This is a genomic window from Sulfitobacter sp. F26169L (assembly GCF_026410285.1).
Lineage (GTDB): Bacteria > Pseudomonadota > Alphaproteobacteria > Rhodobacterales > Rhodobacteraceae > Sulfitobacter.
The window spans coordinates 103,618-123,863 of record NZ_JAPMLP010000007.1; the positions used below are offsets into that span (position 1 = coordinate 103,618).

20 protein-coding genes and 1 pseudogene are annotated in these 20,246 nt (G+C 56.8%); 13 read left to right on the top strand and 8 right to left on the bottom strand.

Translation table 11 applies throughout. The annotated features are described in order from the left end of the window. The first annotated feature begins 172 nt into the window (after window positions 1–172). The 3 genes from OS189_RS14840 to OS189_RS14850 all read left to right on the top strand — a co-directional run bounded on the left by OS189_RS14840 (window position 173) and on the right by OS189_RS14850 (window position 3,460). Window positions 173–1,843 (top strand): SulP family inorganic anion transporter, encoded by a 1,671-nt coding sequence (locus OS189_RS14840; RefSeq protein WP_267168143.1) that lies wholly within the window; start codon window positions 173–175, stop codon window positions 1,841–1,843. A gap of 196 nt (window positions 1,844–2,039) precedes the next feature. Next, a complete protein-coding gene (locus OS189_RS14845; protein ID WP_267168144.1) occupies window positions 2,040–2,354 on the top strand; it encodes an ArsR/SmtB family transcription factor in 315 nt (104 codons plus the stop codon). A gap of 53 nt (window positions 2,355–2,407) precedes the next feature. After that, window positions 2,408–3,460, top strand: coding sequence for a permease (locus OS189_RS14850; RefSeq protein WP_267168110.1), 1,053 nt, complete (start codon window positions 2,408–2,410; stop codon window positions 3,458–3,460). 262 nt (window positions 3,461–3,722) lie between these two features. Here OS189_RS14850 and OS189_RS14855 read toward each other — a convergent pair whose 3' ends face one another. Next, entirely contained in the window at window positions 3,723–4,328 is a 606-nt protein-coding gene (locus OS189_RS14855) for a flavin reductase family protein (protein ID WP_267168111.1), read from the bottom strand. Between the two features lie 91 nt (window positions 4,329–4,419). On the opposite strand from OS189_RS14855, the gene OS189_RS14860 reads away from it, so the two are divergent. The 3 genes from OS189_RS14860 (at window position 4,420) to OS189_RS14870 (ending at window position 6,044) form a co-directional block, all read left to right on the top strand. Continuing rightward, window positions 4,420–4,905, top strand: a complete 486-nt coding sequence (locus OS189_RS14860; RefSeq protein WP_267168112.1) for a GNAT family N-acetyltransferase — start codon at window positions 4,420–4,422, stop codon at window positions 4,903–4,905. A gap of 45 nt (window positions 4,906–4,950) precedes the next feature. After that, window positions 4,951–5,712 (top strand): EcsC family protein, encoded by a 762-nt coding sequence (locus OS189_RS14865; RefSeq protein WP_267168113.1) that lies wholly within the window; start codon window positions 4,951–4,953, stop codon window positions 5,710–5,712. A 74-nt stretch (window positions 5,713–5,786) separates the two neighbouring features. Continuing rightward, window positions 5,787–6,044 (top strand): hypothetical protein, encoded by a 258-nt coding sequence (locus OS189_RS14870; RefSeq protein WP_267168114.1) that lies wholly within the window; start codon window positions 5,787–5,789, stop codon window positions 6,042–6,044. Window positions 6,045–6,072: 28 nt separating this feature from the next. Here the strand turns inward: OS189_RS14870 and modC are convergent, their stop codons facing one another. From modC to modA, 3 genes are read right to left on the bottom strand one after another with little or no spacing between them, the layout of a single operon-like run. Beyond that, window positions 6,073–7,152: a molybdenum ABC transporter ATP-binding protein gene (modC, locus tag OS189_RS14875; protein ID WP_267168115.1), complete on the bottom strand. Its 1,080-nt coding sequence runs from the start codon at window positions 7,150–7,152 to the stop codon at window positions 6,073–6,075. Further along, complete coding sequence (gene modB, locus OS189_RS14880) at window positions 7,149–7,841, bottom strand: molybdate ABC transporter permease subunit (protein WP_267168116.1); 693 nt, start codon at window positions 7,839–7,841, stop codon at window positions 7,149–7,151. Before modB ends, modC begins: the two co-directional genes overlap by 4 nt. Continuing rightward, a complete protein-coding gene (modA, locus tag OS189_RS14885) occupies window positions 7,838–8,560 on the bottom strand; it encodes a molybdate ABC transporter substrate-binding protein (RefSeq protein ID WP_267168117.1) in 723 nt (240 codons plus the stop codon). Before modA ends, modB begins: the two co-directional genes overlap by 4 nt. A gap of 119 nt (window positions 8,561–8,679) precedes the next feature. Between modA and OS189_RS14890 the strand changes: the two genes are divergently transcribed. The 7 genes from OS189_RS14890 (at window position 8,680) to OS189_RS14920 (ending at window position 16,051) form a co-directional block, all read left to right on the top strand. Continuing rightward, the gene (locus tag OS189_RS14890; protein ID WP_267168118.1) at window positions 8,680–9,177 is read left to right on the top strand and encodes an NUDIX hydrolase; all 498 of its coding nucleotides are present in this window, start codon (window positions 8,680–8,682) and stop codon (window positions 9,175–9,177) included. A gap of 28 nt (window positions 9,178–9,205) precedes the next feature. After that, window positions 9,206–9,607 (top strand): DUF1178 family protein, encoded by a 402-nt coding sequence (locus OS189_RS14895; protein ID WP_267168145.1) that lies wholly within the window; start codon window positions 9,206–9,208, stop codon window positions 9,605–9,607. A gap of 21 nt (window positions 9,608–9,628) precedes the next feature. Continuing rightward, window positions 9,629–10,273, top strand: a complete 645-nt coding sequence (locus OS189_RS14900; protein ID WP_267168119.1) for an SDR family NAD(P)-dependent oxidoreductase — start codon at window positions 9,629–9,631, stop codon at window positions 10,271–10,273. A 61-nt stretch (window positions 10,274–10,334) separates the two neighbouring features. Next, on the top strand, window positions 10,335–11,573 hold the full coding sequence (locus OS189_RS14905; RefSeq protein WP_267168120.1) for an aspartate kinase: 1,239 nt from the start codon (window positions 10,335–10,337) through the stop codon (window positions 11,571–11,573). Between the two features lie 178 nt (window positions 11,574–11,751). After that, complete coding sequence (gene ptsP / locus OS189_RS14910; protein WP_267168121.1) at window positions 11,752–13,992, top strand: phosphoenolpyruvate--protein phosphotransferase; 2,241 nt, start codon at window positions 11,752–11,754, stop codon at window positions 13,990–13,992. A 241-nt stretch (window positions 13,993–14,233) separates the two neighbouring features. Beyond that, window positions 14,234–15,451 (top strand): cation:proton antiporter, encoded by a 1,218-nt coding sequence (locus OS189_RS14915; RefSeq protein ID WP_267168122.1) that lies wholly within the window; start codon window positions 14,234–14,236, stop codon window positions 15,449–15,451. Window positions 15,452–15,547: 96 nt separating this feature from the next. Beyond that, the gene (locus OS189_RS14920; protein ID WP_267168123.1) at window positions 15,548–16,051 is read left to right on the top strand and encodes a peptide-methionine (S)-S-oxide reductase; all 504 of its coding nucleotides are present in this window, start codon (window positions 15,548–15,550) and stop codon (window positions 16,049–16,051) included. A gap of 81 nt (window positions 16,052–16,132) precedes the next feature. On the opposite strand, the gene OS189_RS14925 is transcribed toward OS189_RS14920, so the two are convergent. The 4 genes and pseudogenes from OS189_RS14925 to OS189_RS18725 form a co-directional block, all read right to left on the bottom strand. Next, window positions 16,133–18,427: a calcium-binding protein gene (locus OS189_RS14925; protein WP_267168124.1), complete on the bottom strand. Its 2,295-nt coding sequence runs from the start codon at window positions 18,425–18,427 to the stop codon at window positions 16,133–16,135. Between the two features lie 1,122 nt (window positions 18,428–19,549). Next, on the bottom strand, window positions 19,550–19,795 hold the full coding sequence (locus OS189_RS14930) for a thioredoxin domain-containing protein (protein WP_267168125.1): 246 nt from the start codon (window positions 19,793–19,795) through the stop codon (window positions 19,550–19,552). Between the two features lie 59 nt (window positions 19,796–19,854). Further along, window positions 19,855–20,043, bottom strand: coding sequence for a hypothetical protein (locus tag OS189_RS14935; protein WP_267168126.1), 189 nt, complete (start codon window positions 20,041–20,043; stop codon window positions 19,855–19,857). Between the two features lie 69 nt (window positions 20,044–20,112). Then, window positions 20,113–20,235, bottom strand: a pseudogene (locus OS189_RS18725) (NAD(P)H-dependent oxidoreductase); the annotation flags it as partial. Window positions 20,236–20,246: the final 11 nt, after the last annotated feature.

The window sequence follows — 20,246 nt, forward strand, 5'->3', positions numbered from 1 at the left end:
TCACCTGACAAGCCTGTGATTTATGTACCTGCCTGTAACGCGCGCCGATCCGGCATATCAATATTGCCGCGTCGCGTGTGCGAGAGAAATCCGCGCTGCCGCTTTCCTTTTTTGCATACATGGTCTAGGTGCAGCGCAACTACCCATCCCCCATTTCCCCGTAGGAGACGCTATTGTGCGCGCGACATTCCGTAGTTTTACAAAAAACCTGACGCCCAAGGATGTAACCGATCTACGCTGGATGGGCGAAGACGGGTTTTCGGTGTCGCGGATGCGGATTGAACTGTTGTCGGGCCTTACGGTCGCGCTTGCGCTGGTGCCGGAGGCCGTGGCCTTTGCGTTTGTTGCAGGTGTGCACCCGCTGGTGGGTCTGTATGCGGCATTTCTGGTGGGGCTGATTACAGCGCTGATCGGTGGACGTCCCGGCATGATTTCGGGTGCCACGGGGGCGCTTGCGGTAGTGATGGTGGCGCTGGTTGCCCAGCACGGGGTTGAGTATCTGTTTGCCACGGTCGTTTTGATGGGTCTATTGCAGATTTTTGCAGGCGTCATGCAGTGGGGCAAATTTATCCGGCTGGTGCCGCATCCGGTGATGCTCGGCTTTGTGAACGGCCTCGCCATAGTGATTTTTCTGGCCCAGATGGGGCAATTCAAGGTGCCGGGCACTATGGTTGATACAGGCCACGGCATGTCAGGGGGCGAGTGGCTGTCGGGTATGCCGCTCTATCTGATGCTGGCGCTGGTTGGCGCGACGATGGCGATCATCTGGGTGATGCCGCGTATTACAAGCGTTATTCCTGCGCCGCTTGCCGGTATCGGGATTGTTGCCGCCGTGGTGATCTTTACAGGTATGGACGTCCCGCGCGTCGGTGATCTTGCCTCCATTCAGGGCGGTTTGCCATCGTTCCACAATCCGTTCGGCACCGGTGAGGGGCTGTATGGCACAGCACTTGCCCCGCTAAACATGGAGACATTGTACATTATCGCGCCCTACGCCGTGATCCTTGCGGCAATCGGCCTGATCGAAAGCCTGCTGACGCTGAACCTTGTGGGCGATATGACCAACACCCGTGGCGGTGCCAGCCAGGAATGTATCGCGCAGGGTGTGGCCAACACTGTCACCGGATTTTTCGGCGGCATGGGCGGTTGTGCGATGATCGGCCAGTCGATGATTAACGTGAAATCGGGCGGGCGCACCCGTGTTGCGGGTATTGCCGCGGCCTTGTTCTTGCTGGTGTTTATCGTCGCGGCCGCCCCGCTGATCGAGCTGATCCCCCTTGCTGCACTTGTTGGGGTGATGTTCATGGTTGTGATCGGCACATTTGCCTGGAACAGCCTTACGATCCTGCGGAAAGTTCCGTTTACAGATGCATTTGTAATTCTGCTGGTGACCGTTGTGACGGTGTACAAGGATCTTGCGGTTGCTGTTGTCGTTGGTGTGATTGTAAGCGCGCTGGCCTATGCATGGAACAACGCGCGCCGTATCCATGCCAGTACCTACACCACGCCCGAGGGTGCGAAAGTGTATCAGGTGCAGGGGCCGCTGTTCTTCGGCTCAGCCGAGGGGTTCGCCGAGCTGTTCAACGTGGCAGAAGATCCTGAGGTCGTGATTGTGGATTTCAAAGACAGCCGCGTTGTCGATCAATCCGCCCTTCAGGCGATCGAGGCAATGGCAGGCAAGTACGAAGCTGCAGGCAAACGTCTGGAGCTGCGCCACCTGACCCGCGATTGTCACGCGCTGCTGACCAAAGCGGGCCACCTGATGATCGATAGCGACGATGATCCGGATTATCAGGTTGCGGTGAACTATCAGGTCCGTACGGGCGTTTTGGGCAGCCACTGAGGCGGGTAGCGATGCCTGACAGGGGCTCCCGAAGAGAACACCGGTTTTCGAGGCGACTAATCGTTGCTCTCAAAATGATACTTTGGGGAATATGGGGCGGTCCTGTATCGCTGAGCCATTTTCAATACTGACTGAACTGAGCAGCGTTCATAAGGTATCTTGACTCAACTACATTTGTAGTTTTATCATGGCTTCTATGATGAAACATACTTCCGCAGCACTCTCACTCGCCGCTCTTGGCCATGACACCAGGCTGACGATATTTCGCCTATTGGTCCGTGCGGGAAAAGACGGACTCAATATCGGGGAGATTGGGCAGCATCTGGACATGGCGGCGTCTACCCTAGCTTACCATCTCAAAACTCTTGTGGATGCCGGCTTGGTGACACAAGAGCGGCAGGGACGGCAGATCGTAAACCGCGTGGATTTCGATATCATGCATCAAACTGTGTCGTTCCTGACGTCGGAATGCTGCACAGGGGTGAAGCTCACGCGGAAGGATGCTGCATAATGGCTATCGCTATTTTTTCGCCCAAAAGAAACTATAAACCTAAGGATTTAGACATGACCGAACTCAATTCCAATGTCCCGTCCCGTACCAATGACCTATTTCAACGGTTCTGGACAAAAGAGAAGGTCTGGCTGGTCTCGGCAGGCATTCTCTTTTTGCTGTTTATCTTCGCGCCAACCCTTGGTCTCACCACTGCGGGTTTTGTCACCCAGAACCTCGCGAATGTAGTGCCCTTTCTTGCCCTATCTGTCGGGATCGCGGCTTATGCCGGGGCAACTGGCGCGGACGGGCTGATCGCGCGGGCCTTTACCGGCTCACCGGTCATGATGATCTTTGTTGCCGCTGTTGTCGGCGGGCTTTCTCCGTTCTGTTCCTGCGGTGTCATTCCTCTCATTGCTGCGCTGCTCGCGATGGGCGTGCCGCTTTCCGCGGTCATGGCATTCTGGCTTGCCTCGCCGGTGATGGATCCATCAATGTTTTTTCTGACCACAGGCGTTCTGGGCATCGAATTTGCCATAGGCAAAACGATCGCTGCCCTAAGTTTGGGTATTTTTGGTGGTTTCGTGGTTCACGTTCTGGCCAATTCGGGTGCTTTGTCCGATCCCCTGCGTGACGGTGTTGGCAATGGCGGTTGCGGGGGGGCAAAGGTCCGCACGGTTCAGCCAGTTGTTTGGAAATTCTGGGGCGAAGATGAACGTGTCGCTAAATTCTGGCGCGAGGGCATCAAGACCACGCTGTTTCTCGCCAAATGGCTGACGCTTGCATTTATCCTCGAAAGCCTGATGCTGGCATGGCTGCCTGCCGATCTGGTCGCAAGCTCGCTTGGTGGCGCGGGCATCGCTCCCATCGGTATTGCAACCCTAGTAGGTGTGCCTGCTTATCTGAATGGTTATGCTGCTCTGCCATTGGTGGGCGGTTTGATGGGACAGGGTATGGCACCGGGGGCGGGCATGGCGTTTCTGGTCGCAGGCGGGGTTAGCTCGCTGCCCGCTGCAATCGCGGTCTGGGCCTTGGTCAGAAAAGAGGTGTTTTTGCTGTATCTCGGCATCGCGTTGACAGGTTCATTTGCCATAGGTCTGTTGTTCCAGCTCTGGACTGCGCTTTAGGCTAAACCCTTAATTCTGCGTGACGAATTGCAGGCCCGGGGCGCGGGTCTGCAATTTCCCGGATGTCAGGCAATAAAGCTGCATCGAAAACTGCACTTTAGAACACCTTGGCCAACATTGATCATTGGCAGAACATGCGGGATTCATCCCGATTTAAGCCGCGAAAAACCCCATTCATATTCTGGACTGTAATCGACGTTCGTTGGTCCTCGGTTTCTCCAACGCGGTAATCATTTCCGTCAGCGGTATTAAATCCAACCTCTCAATCATCCGGTCTGATCATTTCGAACACTTCGCGCACTGCTGTGTAGTCGCGGTACCCCAGGCGGCTGAGCGGGGCGTAGCGGGTAACGTCAAAGCGGCCATCCACCACGCAATCATCGCGTAAATGCACACCGATAACCTCCCCAAAGCAGACAAAGTTTGCAGTACCTTCAATCTGAACGATCTGCGTCATGCGACATTCAAGAGATGCGGGGGCGTTAGCGACGCGTGCGCAGGCGATCTGGTCACATTCCGCTTTTTCAATTCCGGCGTGGGCAAATTCGTCCGTGCCATGATCCAGAGTTGCGGAGGATTTGTTCATCGCGTCTCGCGCTGCATACTCCACGATGTTCACGCAGAAAACGCCTGTTTCACGAATGTTGGCCATGCTGTCTTTGGTGCCGTCCACGTCGTCTTTCACGCCGGTTGATGCAAACATAACCTGTGGTGGCACGTAAGCGACGCCGTTGAAAAAGGAATAAGGCGCAAGGTTATCACGTCCCTGTGCATCGCGGCTCGATATCCAGCCAATAGGGCGCGGTGTGACAATTGCGTTAAACGGATTGTGGGGCAGGCCGTGGCCATCGGCGGGACGGTAGAACATATTCAGGGCACCTTTGCGTTGTGATTGAATACAGAGCTAGCGCCGTGATAAGCGCCTGACCAGTAGAAACCCCGCCGGAGCATCATCTGCCGTGTACGTTATCACCCCCGAAACTGCTCAGGATCACTGGGAGACAGAAGCGCTTTATGATACCTGCTTTGCCCCCGGTCGTACGGCGCTGTCGTCTTATCGTCTGCGCGAAGGGGTTCCGCCCGTCGCCGGCCTCAGCCTTGTGGCGCGGGACGATCTGGGGATTCTGGGGGGTGCGATCCGCTTCTGGCCGGTTTTGGTGGGGGGGCACGTGGCTTTGTTGCTGGGCCCTGTTGCCGTACACCCGACGCGGCAGGGAGAGGGGCTTGGGGGATTGCTGATCGAAACTTCGCTGGCGCTGGCAGGGCCGCAAGGGTGGGACCGTGTGATGCTGGTCGGCGATGCTCCCTATTACGGGCGCTACGGGTTTTCGCGTTTGGAGGGCGTTATCATGCCACCGCCAACTAATCCCGAAAGAGTTTTAGGGCGTGCATTGACGCCGCACGCATGGGACGAAATCAGCGGGGAGGTCACGCGGGCGCGTTGAAAACAGTGCGATTGTAACCCACATATGACCCAGAGGAGTTCATCGATGACCAAAACCCAAGTACCTGTCGCGATTGACGTCGAAGCCGAGCTTGAAAAGATTGCGAAGCGCTATAATGCCGCGGGAGGTGTCGGGATCAATGTGCTTAACCTGATTGGCGGGCAGGCCGAAAACCTGTTGGAACGGTTGCCGGCAAAGGTACGCCAGCAACTGGAAGCCACAACGGTTCGGGCATTGAGCCACGCCATGACAGCAGCGCACAAAAGCCGCGGCGCGGTGCCGGATCAGGCATCGTGGTTGAACTCTGCCGTGTCGGCGGCCATGGGCGCTGCGGGGGGCGCAGGCGGCTTGCCAACAGCACTGGCAGAGCTTCCGGTAACAACAACCCTGCTTTTGCGCGTCATTGAAGGTGTGGCGGTGGAGTATGACTTTGACCCCGAGCTGGAATCAGTCCGGTTTGATTGTGTTCAGGTGTTTTCGGCCGCGGGTCCGCTTTCGGATGATGATGGCGCGGATCTTGCTTTTCTGACCACGCGTCTGGCGCTGTCGGGCAAGGCAGTGCAGGCGATCATCCACAAGGTTGCGCCGCGTCTGGCGGTGGTGATGGGCCAGAAACTGGCCGCGCAAACCGTGCCCGTATTGGGCGCTGTGGCGGGGGCCGCCACAAATTATGCCTATACCAGCTATTATCAGAACATGGCGCATGTCCATTTCGGTCTGCGCAAACTGGCGATAGAGGCAGACGTCAGGCCCGAAGACCTGAACAAGCGGTTGATTGTAAAAATGCGCAGTTTGAAAATCGTTTAGACGTACCGCAAGACGACTGACCGTTTGTCATTGTAGCCGGCTTCTAACACTATCGTCGAAAAACGGAATTTTGCATGATCCGCACCTTATTGCTTTGTACAGCCCTCGCAGCTTTTGCCGCGCCAGCGGATGCAGAAGTGCGATTTGGTAAAAATGTGCGTATCGGCGGGCATGATGTGTCCAACCAGACGTTCAATGCCAAAAAGCGCGGTAAATATGTGATCCATGAAAACCAGCCGAAGGCGCCGGGCTGTGTGTGGAAGAAAAACAGGGACGGGTCCAAAACCAAGGTCTGCCATCTAAAGCGCAAAGAGCGCAGCGCTAACAGATAAAGCGCAAAATGCGCGATTGCCCGTGCTTTCAATGGCCGATGCTTTCGGGGGCAACGGTGGTGGCTTTGAGCACAGCAAAAATCTCTGCGCCCTCTGCAAGTTCCAATGATGCTACTGCACGGCGCGTTACACGTGCCAGCAGAGTGTCTTCTCCGGCAGTCAGGGCAATTGCCGCGCCGGGGCCGCTGCCAAAGCGGATGTTTGCGATGGTCACAGGCAGGATATTCAGCGCGCTCAGGCCGCTGGGGCGTGTGCGTGACAACATGATGTCCTGCGCCATAACTCGCAAACGTACTTTTGAACCGACGGACGCGCGAACCCCAGGTAGCTCAAGTGTGCCGGCACTGATTGCAAGCTGTGATAATCCGTCATCGGCGTGGCTCAGTACGGTCGCTTCGATCACAGCACCAGCCTCGCGCACGCCCAGCAGCGGCACGGCGGCGGGGTCTGACATTACCGCGCGCAGCGTCCCCTGCGCTGCGATGCGCCCGTCCTTGAGCAGGACCAGAGTGTCCGCAAGGCGTGTGATCTCGTCAACCGCATGGCTAACATACAAAATCGGCAGGCCCAGCGGACCGTCGCGGAGGTGTTCGAGGTAGGGCAAAATTTCCTGTTTGCGGGCGCTGTCAAGGCTGGCGAGCGGTTCATCCATCAGCAACATGCGCGGAGCGCTTAATAAGGCACGGCCAAGGGCGACACGCTGCTTTTCGCCGCCAGACAATGTGTTTGGCGCGCGCGACATCAGGCTGGCGATGCCAAGCAGGTCAATCACATCATCGCGTGAAACGCTGATGCCCTGCGGCGCGTAGCGGGTGCCGAAATCGAGATTTTGCGCAACAGACAGATGCGGAAACAGGCGCGCGTCCTGAAACACCGTGCCAAAGCGGCGCTTGTGCGGCGCGGTATGGATGCCGCGGGCGGTATCCATCAAGATTTCACCATCCACCTCCAGCAGCCCGTAATCGGGGCGCAGCAGACCGGCAACAGCGTTGATGATTGTGCTTTTACCAGAACCGGAATGCCCGAAAAGCGCCGTGATCCCTGCGCCTGCATCGAGCTGGAAATCCAGTGTAAAGTTACCAAAGCTGTGTTTAAGCACCAGTTTCATCGCGCGCCCCCGATGCGCTTGGCAACGCGGCGCGCCAATGCTTCGGACACGATCACAGCCCCCAGTGCCACCGCGCAAGACAGCAGCGCCATGGCCGCCGCCGCGCTTTCCCCGCCGGGAATTTGCAGGGCGGTCCAGATCGCGATAGGCAAAGTCTGCGTCTGGCCCGGAATGTTGGCGACAAATGTGATCGTTGCGCCGAATTCCCCCATCGCCTTGGCAAACCCCATAACGGCACCGGCCAGCACACCAGGCGCGATGAGGGGAAGGGTCACGCGGGTGAACACGCCGATGCGCGGCGCCCCCAGCGTTGCGGCGGCTTCTTCGAGCTTGGGGTCCACAGCCTCTATCGCCAGCCGCATGGCGCGCACCATCAGTGGAAAACCCATGACAATCGCGGCAAGGACAGCACCCGTCCACTTGAACGCAAGCGTCAGTCCGATTGTGGCAAGTGCAGCCCCTGCAGGCGCGGCTGGTGAGAACAGCACAAGCAGGATATATCCGGTCACCACAGGGGGCAAGACCAGCGGCAGGTGCACCAGCGCATTCAGCAGTGATTTTCCCCAGAATTCCCGCCGTGCCAGCAGCCATGCAACCGACAGGGCAAGGGGCACCGCGATACAGGTGGCCCAGACCGCCACCCAAAGCGACAGGCGCAAGGCATCCCATGCAACGGCATCAAGTGTCACTGCGCAAAACCGTGTTTGGCAAAGATTGCCGTGGCTTCGGGCGTTGACAGATATGCGACAAACCCGCGTCCTGCCTCGGTAAGCGCTGCCGCGGGATAGCGGATCGCTGCGTGGGTGTCCGGCGGGATCGTATAAACGATCCGGATACGCGGTTCTGCCACCGCATCAGAGGCATAGACAACACCCAGAGGGGCTGCGCGCATCGCCACGAGGGCAAGCGCCGCGCGAACGTTGTCGGTTTCTGCCAGATAGGGGGTCATTGTGTCCCAGGCGCCGATGTGTTGGAGCCATTCGTGCGCGTAAGCCCCTGCCGGTACTGCCTCATGCTGACCGATGGCAAGACGGCCTCCTTTCAGAGCGCCGATAAGTGTTGCAGCATCGGGGGCAGTGATGTCAGCGGCATCGGGCGGGCCAACCAGAACCAGTTGACCGCCGGCAACCTCCACCAGTGTATCCGTGAGGATCAGGCCGCGCGTGTCCAGCCATGTGGCCCAATCACGGTGCGCCAGTACAATCGCATCCGCAGGAGCACCTGCCGCAACTTGTCGCGCCAAAGTGCCCGAACCTGCGAAAGAAAGCGTGATATCCTCGGGATAACTGTCTGCAATTTCGTTTAACGCGCCGCGCAGGGATGCGGCGGCAAACACGCTTGCGCTTTCGGCCTGCGCAGGCGCGACAAAGCAGTACAACGACAGGAAAAGAGTGATGAGACAGCGCATGTCGATGTTATCGGCCAAGTCACTGCGCCCTGCAAGGGGGATGGCGGGTGGCTGGCAATAGCGAAAGTTTCACGCTAGGACAGAAACAGGTATGAAATTTGAGGCGGGGTTTCCGCATTATGGCGAAGCAATTGCCGATCTCGCTACATGGCGGGGCAAAGGGCAGCGCACGCACACAATTTGCCGCACTTTGCTGGCGTCGGCATCGTGGTAAGGTTAGGGTGCTGTTGATCACCTCACGCCGCCGCAAGCGCTGGATTGTGCCCAAAGGCTGGCCGATGGATGGTAAAACTCCCGCCGAATGCGCGCTGATCGAGGCATGGGAAGAAGCTGGCGTAAAAGGCAGTGCCAGTGATACCTGTATCGGGGTTTACTCCTATGCCCGGTTGCGTGAAGGCGAGGAAACCATCCCTTGTCTGGCGATGCTGTATCCGGTCAGAGTTAAAAAGCTGAAAAAGAAATATCCCGAGGCGCGGGATCGCCGCCGTAAATGGGTATCACGAAAGAAGGCGGCTAAGATGGTGCAGCACAGGGAATTAGGCAAGCTAATTAAGGGCTTTTCGCCACCCAAAAAGGCAGTGCCGCTTGACCATGCCGCACTGCGTGACACATCTTAGCGAAGCAAAACCTATTCTGGAGGATCCGATGATCCGGTACGCGTTGAAATGTCGGGAGGGCCATGAATTTGAAAGCTGGTTTCAGTCGGCCTCGGCGTTCGAGATACTGGAAAAAGCGGGGCACCTTAGCTGCGCGGTGTGTGGCGTTTCGGACGTAAAGAAATCACTGATGGCACCGCGGGTCGGCAGCGACAGCGAAGCTGTCATAGACCCCAAAGCCCAAGCGATTGCCGAGATCCGCCGCGAGGTTGAGCAGAACTCGACCTACGTCGGGCGCAAGTTTGCGCAAAAAGCCCGCGAAATGCATGAAGGTACAGCACCCGAGACGTCGATATACGGGGAGGCAAATCTGGCCGAGGCCCGCGCGCTGATCGAAGATGGCGTGCCGGTCTTGCCGCTGCCATTCAAACCCAAACAAAAACTGCAGTAACGACAAGCGGAGAGTGGCGACATGACAGTAGTGATTACAGGTGCCAGCCGTGGTATCGGCGCCGGTCTGGCCTCGCATTACCGCGCGCAGGGGTTGGAAGTGATGGGCACAAGCCGTTCGCTTGCCGCGGATTTTACCCTGGATGTTACCCACCCGAGCCATCATTCGGAAATGGCCAGAGCGCTGGGCGAAAAGCCTGTGGAACTGCTGGTGTGCAATGCAGGTGTGTATCTGGACAAGGGCGATAATCTGGAAACCGGATATGGCGCCGATCTTTGGGCGCAAAGCTTTGCCACCAATGGGACCGGCGTATTTCTGGCCATTCAGGCGCTATTGCCGCATCTGCGGCGCGCAAGCAGTCCGCGCATCGCCATTATTTCATCGCAAATGGCATCCAGCGAGCTTGCCCCCGGAGGCAGCTATATCTACCGCGCGTCCAAGGCGGCAGTGCTTAATCTGGGCCGTAATCTGGCGACAGATCTGAAGCCCGAGGGCATCGCGGTGGGCATCTACCATCCCGGATGGGTGCAGACCGACATGGGCGGGGATGCAGCGGCAATCACGGTCGAGGAATCTGTTGCGGGACTGGTAGAGCGATTTGCCTCCCTGAACGTTGAGACGACAGGGAGCTTCGAGACTTGGGATGGACGCGCGCACCCTTACTGATGATCTTGCGCCTGCGCGCGCACTGGCGTAGACGCGACGCGGAATAGATGACGAGGGTCTTATGCCTGTATTGGTGATGAAATTCGGTGGCACGTCTGTGGCCACGCTGGACCGTATCCGCCGCGCGGCAAAACGTGTGGGCGTTGAGGTGGCCAAAGGTTATGACGTGATCGTCATTGTTTCTGCTATGGCCGGAAAAACAAACGAACTTGTCGGCTGGGTCGGTGAAACCTCGGCGATGTACGACGCGCGTGAATATGATGCGGTCGTGTCATCGGGCGAGAACGTGACCGCAGGCTTGATGGCGCTGACGTTGCAGGAAATGGACATCCCCGCGCGCAGTTGGCAGGGCTGGCAGGTGCCGGTGCAGACGACGTCGGCCCACTCGGCAGCGCGGATCGAAGACATTCCACCGGCGAATATTCAGGCGAAATTCGCGGATGGCATGAAAGTTGCGGTGGTAGCCGGCTTTCAGGGGGTCAGCGCAGAGGAGCGGATCACTACATTGGGTCGTGGGGGCTCTGACACTACAGCGGTGGCTTTTGCGGCCTCTTTCGGCGCGGAGCGGTGCGATATTTATACTGACGTGGACGGGGTTTACACCACCGATCCACGGGTCGAAAGCAAGGCGCGCAAGCTGGATAAAATCTCGTATGAAGAGATGCTTGAACTGGCCAGCCTTGGTGCAAAGGTTTTGCAGACACGCTCGGTCGAGCTGGCAATGCGCTACAAGGTTAAATTGCGTGTGCTGTCAAGTTTTGATGAACAAGGCGACGATGCTGGTACGCTCGTCTGCGATGAGGAGGAAATTATGGAAAGCAACATAGTAGCGGGCGTGGCGTTTAGCCGTGACGAGGCAAAGATGACGCTGGTATCTGTTGCCGACCGTCCCGGCATTGCGGCCAACATCTTTACAGCGCTAAGCGATGGTGGCGTAAACGTGGATATGATCGTCCAGAACATCGCCGAAGAAGGGCGCACTGACATGACATGGTCATGCCCTGTTGATCAGGTCAAGCGCGCGGACGAGGCGATGAAAAAGGCCGCTGCGGCAGGTGTGATCAACTATGACGAATTGATCGCGGATGAAGGTGTTGCAAAGGTTTCTGTCGTAGGCATCGGGATGCGTAGCCACACAGGTGTTGCTGCCAAGATGTTCAAGGTGCTTTCGGACGAAGGTATCAACATCAAGGTCATCACCACTTCTGAAATCAAGATCAGCGTGCTGATTGATCGCAAATACATGGAGCTTGCAGTGCAGGCCCTGCACGATGCGTTCGATCTGGATAAGGCTGCCTAATTGCCTTAACGAACTTCGTTAGAATTTACGCTTTGAAATCAAAGAAATGTCGTCAACATTTGAAGTAACGGATTAACTTCGTCTCAAGGGATGGGGCAATTATGCCAACGGCGCGATTGCCTCTCCCAATCCGTGTTGTCAGGGGCTATAAATATAGTCGGACAAATACAGGATTATCATGCAAGAACGTACAGAAAGCGACAGTCGAAAGCTGCTGGGGCGTTTACGCGATGCCATGGCAGGAGATGACGCCGGGCAGGCGCGGCTTGATAAAATCACCCATCTGATCGCAACCTCGATGAAATGCGAGGTCTGTTCAATCTACCTGTTTCGCGACGACGACACGCTGGAATTATGTGCAACCGAAGGTCTGAACAAAGAGGCCGTTCACCAGACCCGCATGAAAGTGGGCGAAGGGTTGGTGGGGCGTGTTGCCAAAAGCCGCAATATCATAAACACCCCAGACGCGCCGCAAGCCAAAGGTTTTCGCTACATGGCCGAGACCGGCGAAGACCTGTTTTCCAGTTTTTTGGGCGTACCGATCCAGCGGTTGGGTGACATCCTCGGGGTGCTCGTTGTTCAGTCGAAGGTAGCGCGCGAGTTTAACACAGATGAGGTTTATGCGCTGGAAGTTGTCGCCATGGTTCTGGCCGAGATGACCGAACTGGGCGCGTTTGTGGGTGAGGGCGCGGCGATGTCTGCCCGTCACAGCCAGCCTGTTTCATTGCGCGGCACCGTTGCGCAGGAGGGGGTGGCGGAAGGTCATGTCTGGCTACATGAACCCCGTGTTGTTGTTTCCAATCTGATTGCCGACGATCCCGAATGTGAAACCCAGCGTCTGATCGACGCAGTCGATACCTTGCGGCTGAGTGTTGATCAGATGTTGACGATGTCCGCGGGTGACAAGGAGCAGCAGGAAGTTATCGAAACCTACCGGATGTTCGCCAACTCCAAGGGCTGGATGAAGCGGATGCAGGATGACATCACGCAAGGCCTGTCTGCCGAAGCGGCGGTGGAGAAAGAACAATCACTTGCCCGGGCGCGGATGGGGCAGTCTTCGGACAGCTATATGCGCGAGCGGCTTAGCGATCTTGACGATCTTTCCAATCGGCTGTTGCGGATTCTTACAGGGCAGGGATCAAATACAGGGGCGGAAATGCCGCCCGACCCGATTCTTGTTGCGCGCAACATCGGTCCGGCAGAGTTGCTGGAGTACGGGCGTACCTTGCGCGGTATCGTACTTGAGGAAGGCTCCGTCGGAAGCCACGCGGCGATTGTTGCGCGTGCGCTAGCGATTCCGCTGATCGTGCATGCAGGGCGGATCACCAACGAGGCGTTGAACGGTGATCACATCATGATTGACGGTGATCTGGGCAGGGTGCATCTGCGCGCCGATGAAAACGTTGTCTCGTCCTTCCGTGACAAGATTGCGATGCAGGCAGCAGCGCAGGAACGCTATGCCTCCATCCGCGACCAGCCCGCAGTGACAAAATGCGGCAATACCATCGCGTTGCACATGAATGCGGGGTTGATGGCGGATTTGCCATCGTTGGTGAATTCCGGTGCCGAAGGAGTGGGTCTTTTCCGTACCGAACTTCAATTTCTGGTGCGCAACAAGATGCCGCGCCGTGCCGACCTGAGCACGCTTTACCGGCGGGTTTTGGACGCCGCACAGGGCAAGCGGGTGGTCTTTCGCACGCTTGATATCGGGTCAGACAAAGTGCTGCCCTATATGAAGCCCAACGACGAACCGAACCCCGCGCTTGGATGGCGCGCGATCCGTGTCGGGCTGGACAAACCCGGTATCATGCGGATGCAGTTGCAGGCGCTGCTGCGTGCGGCAGACGGCGGGCCGCTGACAGTGATGTTCCCTTTTGTAGCGCAATTCGAGGAATATCGCGCAGCACGTGCGCAACTGGATAAAACAATTGCCGGCGAGAAAAAGCTGGGCCACAAACTGCCGTCCTCTATCGAAGTGGGTGCAATGCTGGAAACGCCCAGCCTCGCGTTTGCACCGGACAAGTTTTTTGAGGAGGTCGGGTTTCTGTCCATCGGCGGGAACGACCTGAAACAGTTCTTCTTTGCCGCTGATCGCGAAAACGAGCGGGTGCGCAAGCGCTATGATACGCTGAACGTCAGCTTCCTGACCTTCCTTGAGGGCATTGTTGAAAGATGTGTAGCGACAGGCACACCGCTGTCGTTTTGCGGCGAAGACGCGGGACGCCCTATCGAGGCACTTTGTTTTGCGGCAATTGGTTTGCGCACATTGTCGATGCGCCCAGCCTCTATCGGGCCGGTGAAAAGCCTGCTGCGCCGGTGTGATCTGGCAGAGGTTCGCGCAGCGATCCACGGTGCGCGTGATCGCGGTGAAATGTCTGTGCGCGGCGCGGTTATGGAGTATGTGCGCCAACAATACTGATGGCAAGATTTGCACTGTATGCGCTTCTTTCGCTGGTTGACGCTGATGATCTAAGCGTAATTTAAGGCGCTCGTTTCAGCGGGGCGAAGCTAAGAACGGGAGATTGTAAATTGGGAAATGCCACTTTTGGACATAAGCGTGCCGATCATGCTTTGGTTGCCCGTCCTGACATTGCCGAAGATATTGCAATGATGCGGCAGGAACCGGGGCAGGGTACCACGGGCCGAGATCGGGGCTGACCGTGGCGGATACAGGGGCACATACAGAACTGTTTCTACTAATTATCCTGATTTGTGTGATCCTGTATTCGTTTCTGACGAATGTAATTTCCAAGACAGTTCTGACCTTGCCGATTATATTCGTCACGTTGGGGTATCTTTTTGCGCCGGTCGCCGACACGGTCGGGCCGGTAGAAGAATTGCGAAGTTCTGCGCGCTTACTTGCGGAAATTACCCTGGTGCTGGTCCTGTTTTCCGATGCTAGCCACATCCGGTTTTCGCGGTTGCGGATGACCTTTTCAATTCCACTGCGAATGTTGATCGTCGGTCTGCCTCTAACTATTGCGCTTGGAACCGCAGTAGTAATGATCTTGTCACCCGAAGGCGGGTTGGCGCTGGCCTTCCTGACCGCCGCAGTGCTGACCCCGACCGATGCGGCACTTGGACAGACTGTTGTTTCCAGCCCCGATGTCCCCGAACGGTTGGGCCAGTCAATTAATGTTGAAAGTGGTCTGAACGACGGGCTTGTGCTGCCGTTTGTTTTGCTGGGCGCGATTTTGGCGTCCAGTACCGAAGCCGCAGCCGGCGCACTGGCGCAAACGGCGATCATACAGGTGATCCTCGGCCCGTTGGTCGGTATCGCAGTGGGCTGGCTGGCGGCGCGCACGTTGGATCTGGCACAGCAACGCAACTGGATTATCGAAAGCGCGGAGGGCATTGTGTTTCTTGCAACCGCATTTGTCAGCTATCTTGCGTCGGAACTGGTAGGTGGAAACGGGTTTATCGCGGCGTTTGTTGCAGGCGCGGTGTTTGGCAATACCTTCCGCCATGACATCCACTTCATCAGCGAGTTTATGGAAGGGGCAGGGCAGTTGCTGACAATGGCGGCATTTTTGGTGTTCGGTGCGCTGATGCTGCCGGACGGCCTTGCCCATATGACTGTCCCGACCGTGCTGATTGCTGTCGCATTTCTAACGTTTGTCAGAATGGCACCGATCTGGCTGTCGCTTGCCGGAACCGGCCTTGTCCTGAAAGAAAAACTGTTCCTTGGCTGGTTTGGGCCGCGCGGGTTGGCATCAGTCCTGTTTACGTTGATTATGATGGATGAATTCGACCTACCGAACGAAGAAGAGCTGCTTGCCTGTGTTTCGATAACGGTTGCGCTCTCGGTCCTGTTGCACGGGATAAGCGCAAGCCCCCTGGCAAAGCGGATCGGGGGCGGCGCGGGTGACAGGGGATGACAGAATTCGATGCAACGGATCAACCGCCCAGTTACCGACGTTAGTGCGGGATCGCCGCAGGCGAACACAAATGCAGCTCAATAATCGGAGGCGGTGGTGAGTATTGTATCAATCGGATTTGGCGGCGGTTGTCACTGGTGTACCGAAGCGGTGTTTAACGCGCTGCGCGGTGTGCAGGACGTCGCGCAGGGGTTCATTAAATCCGTGCCGCCGTATGACAGTTTTTCAGAAGCTGTGATCGTGAAGTTTGATCCGGTCGAAATTCCGCTGGCGGTGTTGATCGAAAGCCATCTGCGCACCCATGCCAGCACCTCTAATCACAAGATGCGCGGTAAGTATCGCAGTGCTGTTTATACTTATTCAGCCAAGCAGGCAGAGCAGGTGCAGCGGACCTTGGAGCGCTTGAAAAACAGCTTTGATAGGCCGCTGGTGACGCAGGTATTGCCATATGACAGCTTCAAAGCGTCAGATCCCCGGTTTGTGAATTACGCAGACAAGAACGCCGGCGGCCCGTTTTGCCAACGCTACATTGATCCAAAGCTGAAACTGTTACGGGAGGAATTCCGCGGGCAGATTAAACCGGATCTTTCAGCCGGTTGATCCCGCGTTTCTGCCACTTGTCGCAAGTCGCGCGCCGCCCTTTCCAGAGCGACGCGCAGTCGTTTCAGTACCTTTCAAGCATTAGGCAAGCAGGTCAAACGTCTCGCCACCGATCGAGATATCAAGGCTGGTCTGGTCTGCACCGTCGATAAGAGCCCAAAGAACCTGACCTGTCGGCTCGTAAGTGATGAACGCTTCCTGAACATCGTCCTCACCTGCATTTGCAGTTGTTGCAAACTGGACAAGGAAATCATCCACCGTCGCATCCGCATTGCCGCCGAAGACAAACATGTCATTCTCGCCGTCAAAGTCCTGAATGAAATCGGTGCCATGCCCTGCAACACCTTCGTGATAGACTTTGTCCGCACCTTCGCCGGTGTTGATCTGGTCATTCCCGAACCCGCCATTGATAAAGTCGTCACCTGCGCCGCCAAACAGTATATCACCGCTGCTGCCGCCGGACAGCACATCATCGCCATCCTGCCCGACCAGTGTGTCACCGCCCGCGCCGCCGGTTGCAACATCATTGCCCGTGCCGCCATAGACGATGTCGGCACCGTTGCCGCCATCCAGCGTGTCATCGCCAGAGCCACCGTGAACAAAGTCGGCGCCGCTGCCCGCCTTGATTGTATCCTCACCCGCATCGCCGCGCAGCGTGTCCGCGCCGCTGTCACCGATCAGGATATCATTGCCGTCCCCGCCAGATGCGAAATCAGCGCCTGTACCGGTGTGGGTGTTCATAAATCCGTCATCACCGTCAGCCCATGAACCGACGTGGATTTCATCATTCCCCGCACCGCCGAACAGCATATCCGCACCGTCGGCATTGGCGTCAAAGTCTTCTCCTGTCACGGATGCAATGCGGCTTTCGTCATCACCGGTGATGATGTCATCTCCGTCACCGCCGTTGATTGTGTCATCACCTGCGCCACCGGCATAGGCGTTGTCGTAATCATCAACCGTCAGCGCGCCCGAGGCCATTTCGTCAGCGGCATTGGTGGCGTTCATGTCGGAACTACCTGCATTGATCACGTCATTGCCCGATCCCGCGGATATAGCATCTGCGCCCGCACCGCCTTCTAGGACATCCATTCCTTCACCGCCGATAACGATGTTGTCACCGCTTCCTGCTTTGATGGTGTCATCGCCTGCATCGCCAATCAGAGTGTCATCGCCGCTGTCACCGATCAGAATGTCGTTGCCGTCACCGCCCGAAGCGTAATCATCGCCCATGCCGGTGTGGGTGTTCATAAATCCGTCATCGCCATCGGCCCAGGACCCCACGTGGATCTCGTCGTTACCGCCGCCGCCGAATATCACATCGGAACCGTCAGCGCTTGCGTCAAACATTTCGCCCGTCGCGGTCGCTACACGGCTGTCATCATCGCCCGAGATAATATCATCGCCAACACCACCGTTGATAACGTCATCACCCGCGCCACCGGCATAGGCATTGTCGTAATCCTCGATCGTTAGCGCACCGGAAGCCTTTTCATCTGCGGCATTTGTAGCATTGGTGTCGCGTGCGCCGCCTTCCAGAACATCGTCACCGTTACCGCCTGAAACAACGTCAAGTCCGGCCGCACCTTCGACCAGATCATCGTTCGCGCCGCCCAGCAGGGTGTCATCGCCCGCACCGCCGAAAATCCTGTCTTCGCCGGATGCGCCATCAAAGAAGTCGTCTCCTGCGGTCAGCAGCGTTGTCAGGCTTGCCATGTCCATCTGATCATCAAGGATATCGAACGCTTCGATCCGGTCGATATTCTCGATCTCACCAGCTGCCGCGGGCAGCAGACCGATAACGCCCTCTTGCATGCCGTTGACTTCACCATCGGTGCCAGCGCCGATCCCTTCGGGAATTTCAACGCCATGGATCACGATTTCGCGCAGATCCAGCGGCATCAGGTCTGCTGATGTATAGTCATTGCCAAACGGGCTGAAGAACAGATCGTCATCGCCCAGATCATAGGATGCAAAGAAAGTCAGATCGCCGTTGGCATCGGCAAACGGCAGCGCCCCGTCCGAGCCGAGCAGCGTCAGAAGGATATCCCCGTATTGCCCAAACCCTTCCAGCACTTCAACCATACCATCCAGATCTGCGTCATCCATGATCGTCGGCGTAGTCGAATTTGCCGGATTCATGTCCTCGTCAAAGAGGCCGTGAATATGCTGGGCGTGCTGCACACTCGGAGCGAGCCCTTCCGCAGACAGGGAAATGTTCAAAACTTGCGAACCATTATCATCGCTTCCAACGGCGATGATCGCAGAACCATCCACACCGGATGAGTTGAGCGCCGAAAAATTTACTGTGTAGAAATCGTCTGCTTCCTGCAAGAAAGACGAAAACGATGTGAAGTTGGTGCCGGGATTGGCCATGTGAATTACCTCCATTTTTTTGTGTCTCACCCGTAGTCACGACAAATGCGGTGGAGAGTTTCAAAAAACCTAGGAAAAAATAAAATTCGCCTGAATTTTCCGGAATGTTCGGGAAAGCGCGTCGCAATTCAAACCATGTCGGATGAGGTAAACTCTCGCTCGGATTACGGCTATCTTGGCACCATACACCCCGCCACCGAGCAGATCATGGCGGCTGCAAGCCGATGCAGCATGACGTTCTGAAGCATTTATACCGCGAAGGTGAAGAAGGTGCATTTTGCCAACTAATCTTTGCCAGTCCTTCTCGTGACTGGATGGGACAAGCCGTAATTCGGTGTTCATCCTTACGAACGAGGGCCGCACAAACTGTTAGTGGTATCGCTGCTGTGGCAGGCCAATGTTCTGCAAAGGTTTTGCATTAGACAAAGAAGGTTCGGCAGACGATGCCTCCCATAGGCACGAGAGGCCGAAGCCAAAGGTCGTGCGCGGCTCGCTGCGTAATGCCATGAGCGCCAACCGCCGTGCCGCCAAATTACCAATCGGCAGATGGAAGATTTGATCGCGTCAAAGATGGTGACGCCTGAGCAGCTTCGTGCTGCGGGGTCGTAGCGGTTTCTGCGCCTTGTGGGGTAAGGTACATGCGCAAAACTTCGATTCATCCGCTGCCATTACCTCCTTGGTTGAATGACTGCCGACGACACGACGTCGTAATATAGCCCACTTGCAAGATCGTTGAGTCATTGCAGGTTTCGCGTGTGATGCGGCACCTGCGCTGTTTCACATACCAAATGACGGCCAGATCGAAGGGCCCCCAGAACAGGTGCACGGTGGGAACCATGCCGAAAAAAACCGACGCGGAAGAGCTCGATTGACGGTTCACAATGTCCGGTCGATCCAGCGGCTAAGGATATAGAGAAAGCTATCAGCAAAGCTGTGTTGGCCCAGATACCAGTCGCTGCCGTTCTCGCTCGGGGCTTTGCTAGTGACCATCGAGCTTTTAGTACGTCTTGCGTTCTACCCCTTCGTTCGCCGCACCCGTTTCAGCAAAGTGCTGTGGGCCGAAATTGCCACCAGAAGCCGCACGAACCTCGGACGTCATGTAGGAGAGCGCCTTGGCTTCCTTTAGCCCAACACCGTATTGCGGCCAAAGGTGTCGCCCCCATGTTCAGCACCCAGCCAGGCAGGGATCGCCTTCGCTTCGGTCGGCACAACACCATCCTCGAAAGGCGATGCAGACACTTTGCCTTTGTTGTTGATCGCCAGATAGGCGCCCTTGATGTTATAGCAGTCGCCCACCGTATGCACTTTGACAGGTACATCGAACGAAACCTCCGCATTATGGGGCGACAGCGAACCGATTCTTGGCATTATTCAGAAGGTTGGCATATTGGAACCCCTTTTCAGATGTTTGAACTGTTAGGAGTACGTCAGGTGGTGTTGTTGCCGGTCAGCGTCTGAGGGCCAAGGCAGGTTTCGCGCCATTCCTGGCGGAGATCCGGCGGCCTTGTATCTATCTGCCGGCGCTGTAGCGAAGGCAGCAAGTCGTTAACAAATTTCGCCTGTTCATCTGTCACCTGTCCGTCTTCGTCGAAGACATTTTCGGTTCGGACCACCATCAATGGCCCTGACCATCAGGGCTTGGGCCCAAGTTTTCACAGCATAGATGCCAACTGTCTTGCGCACGATCAGATTCCGCAAGGTGATGCGCCCAGAACTGCCACTGGTCTACCGCCCAATAGCCGCGAGACGTCACCCGTCGGGCGGCCGTCATGGTCGTTTGCGTTCCTGAGGGCGCCGGACACCGAATTGTTGTATTCGG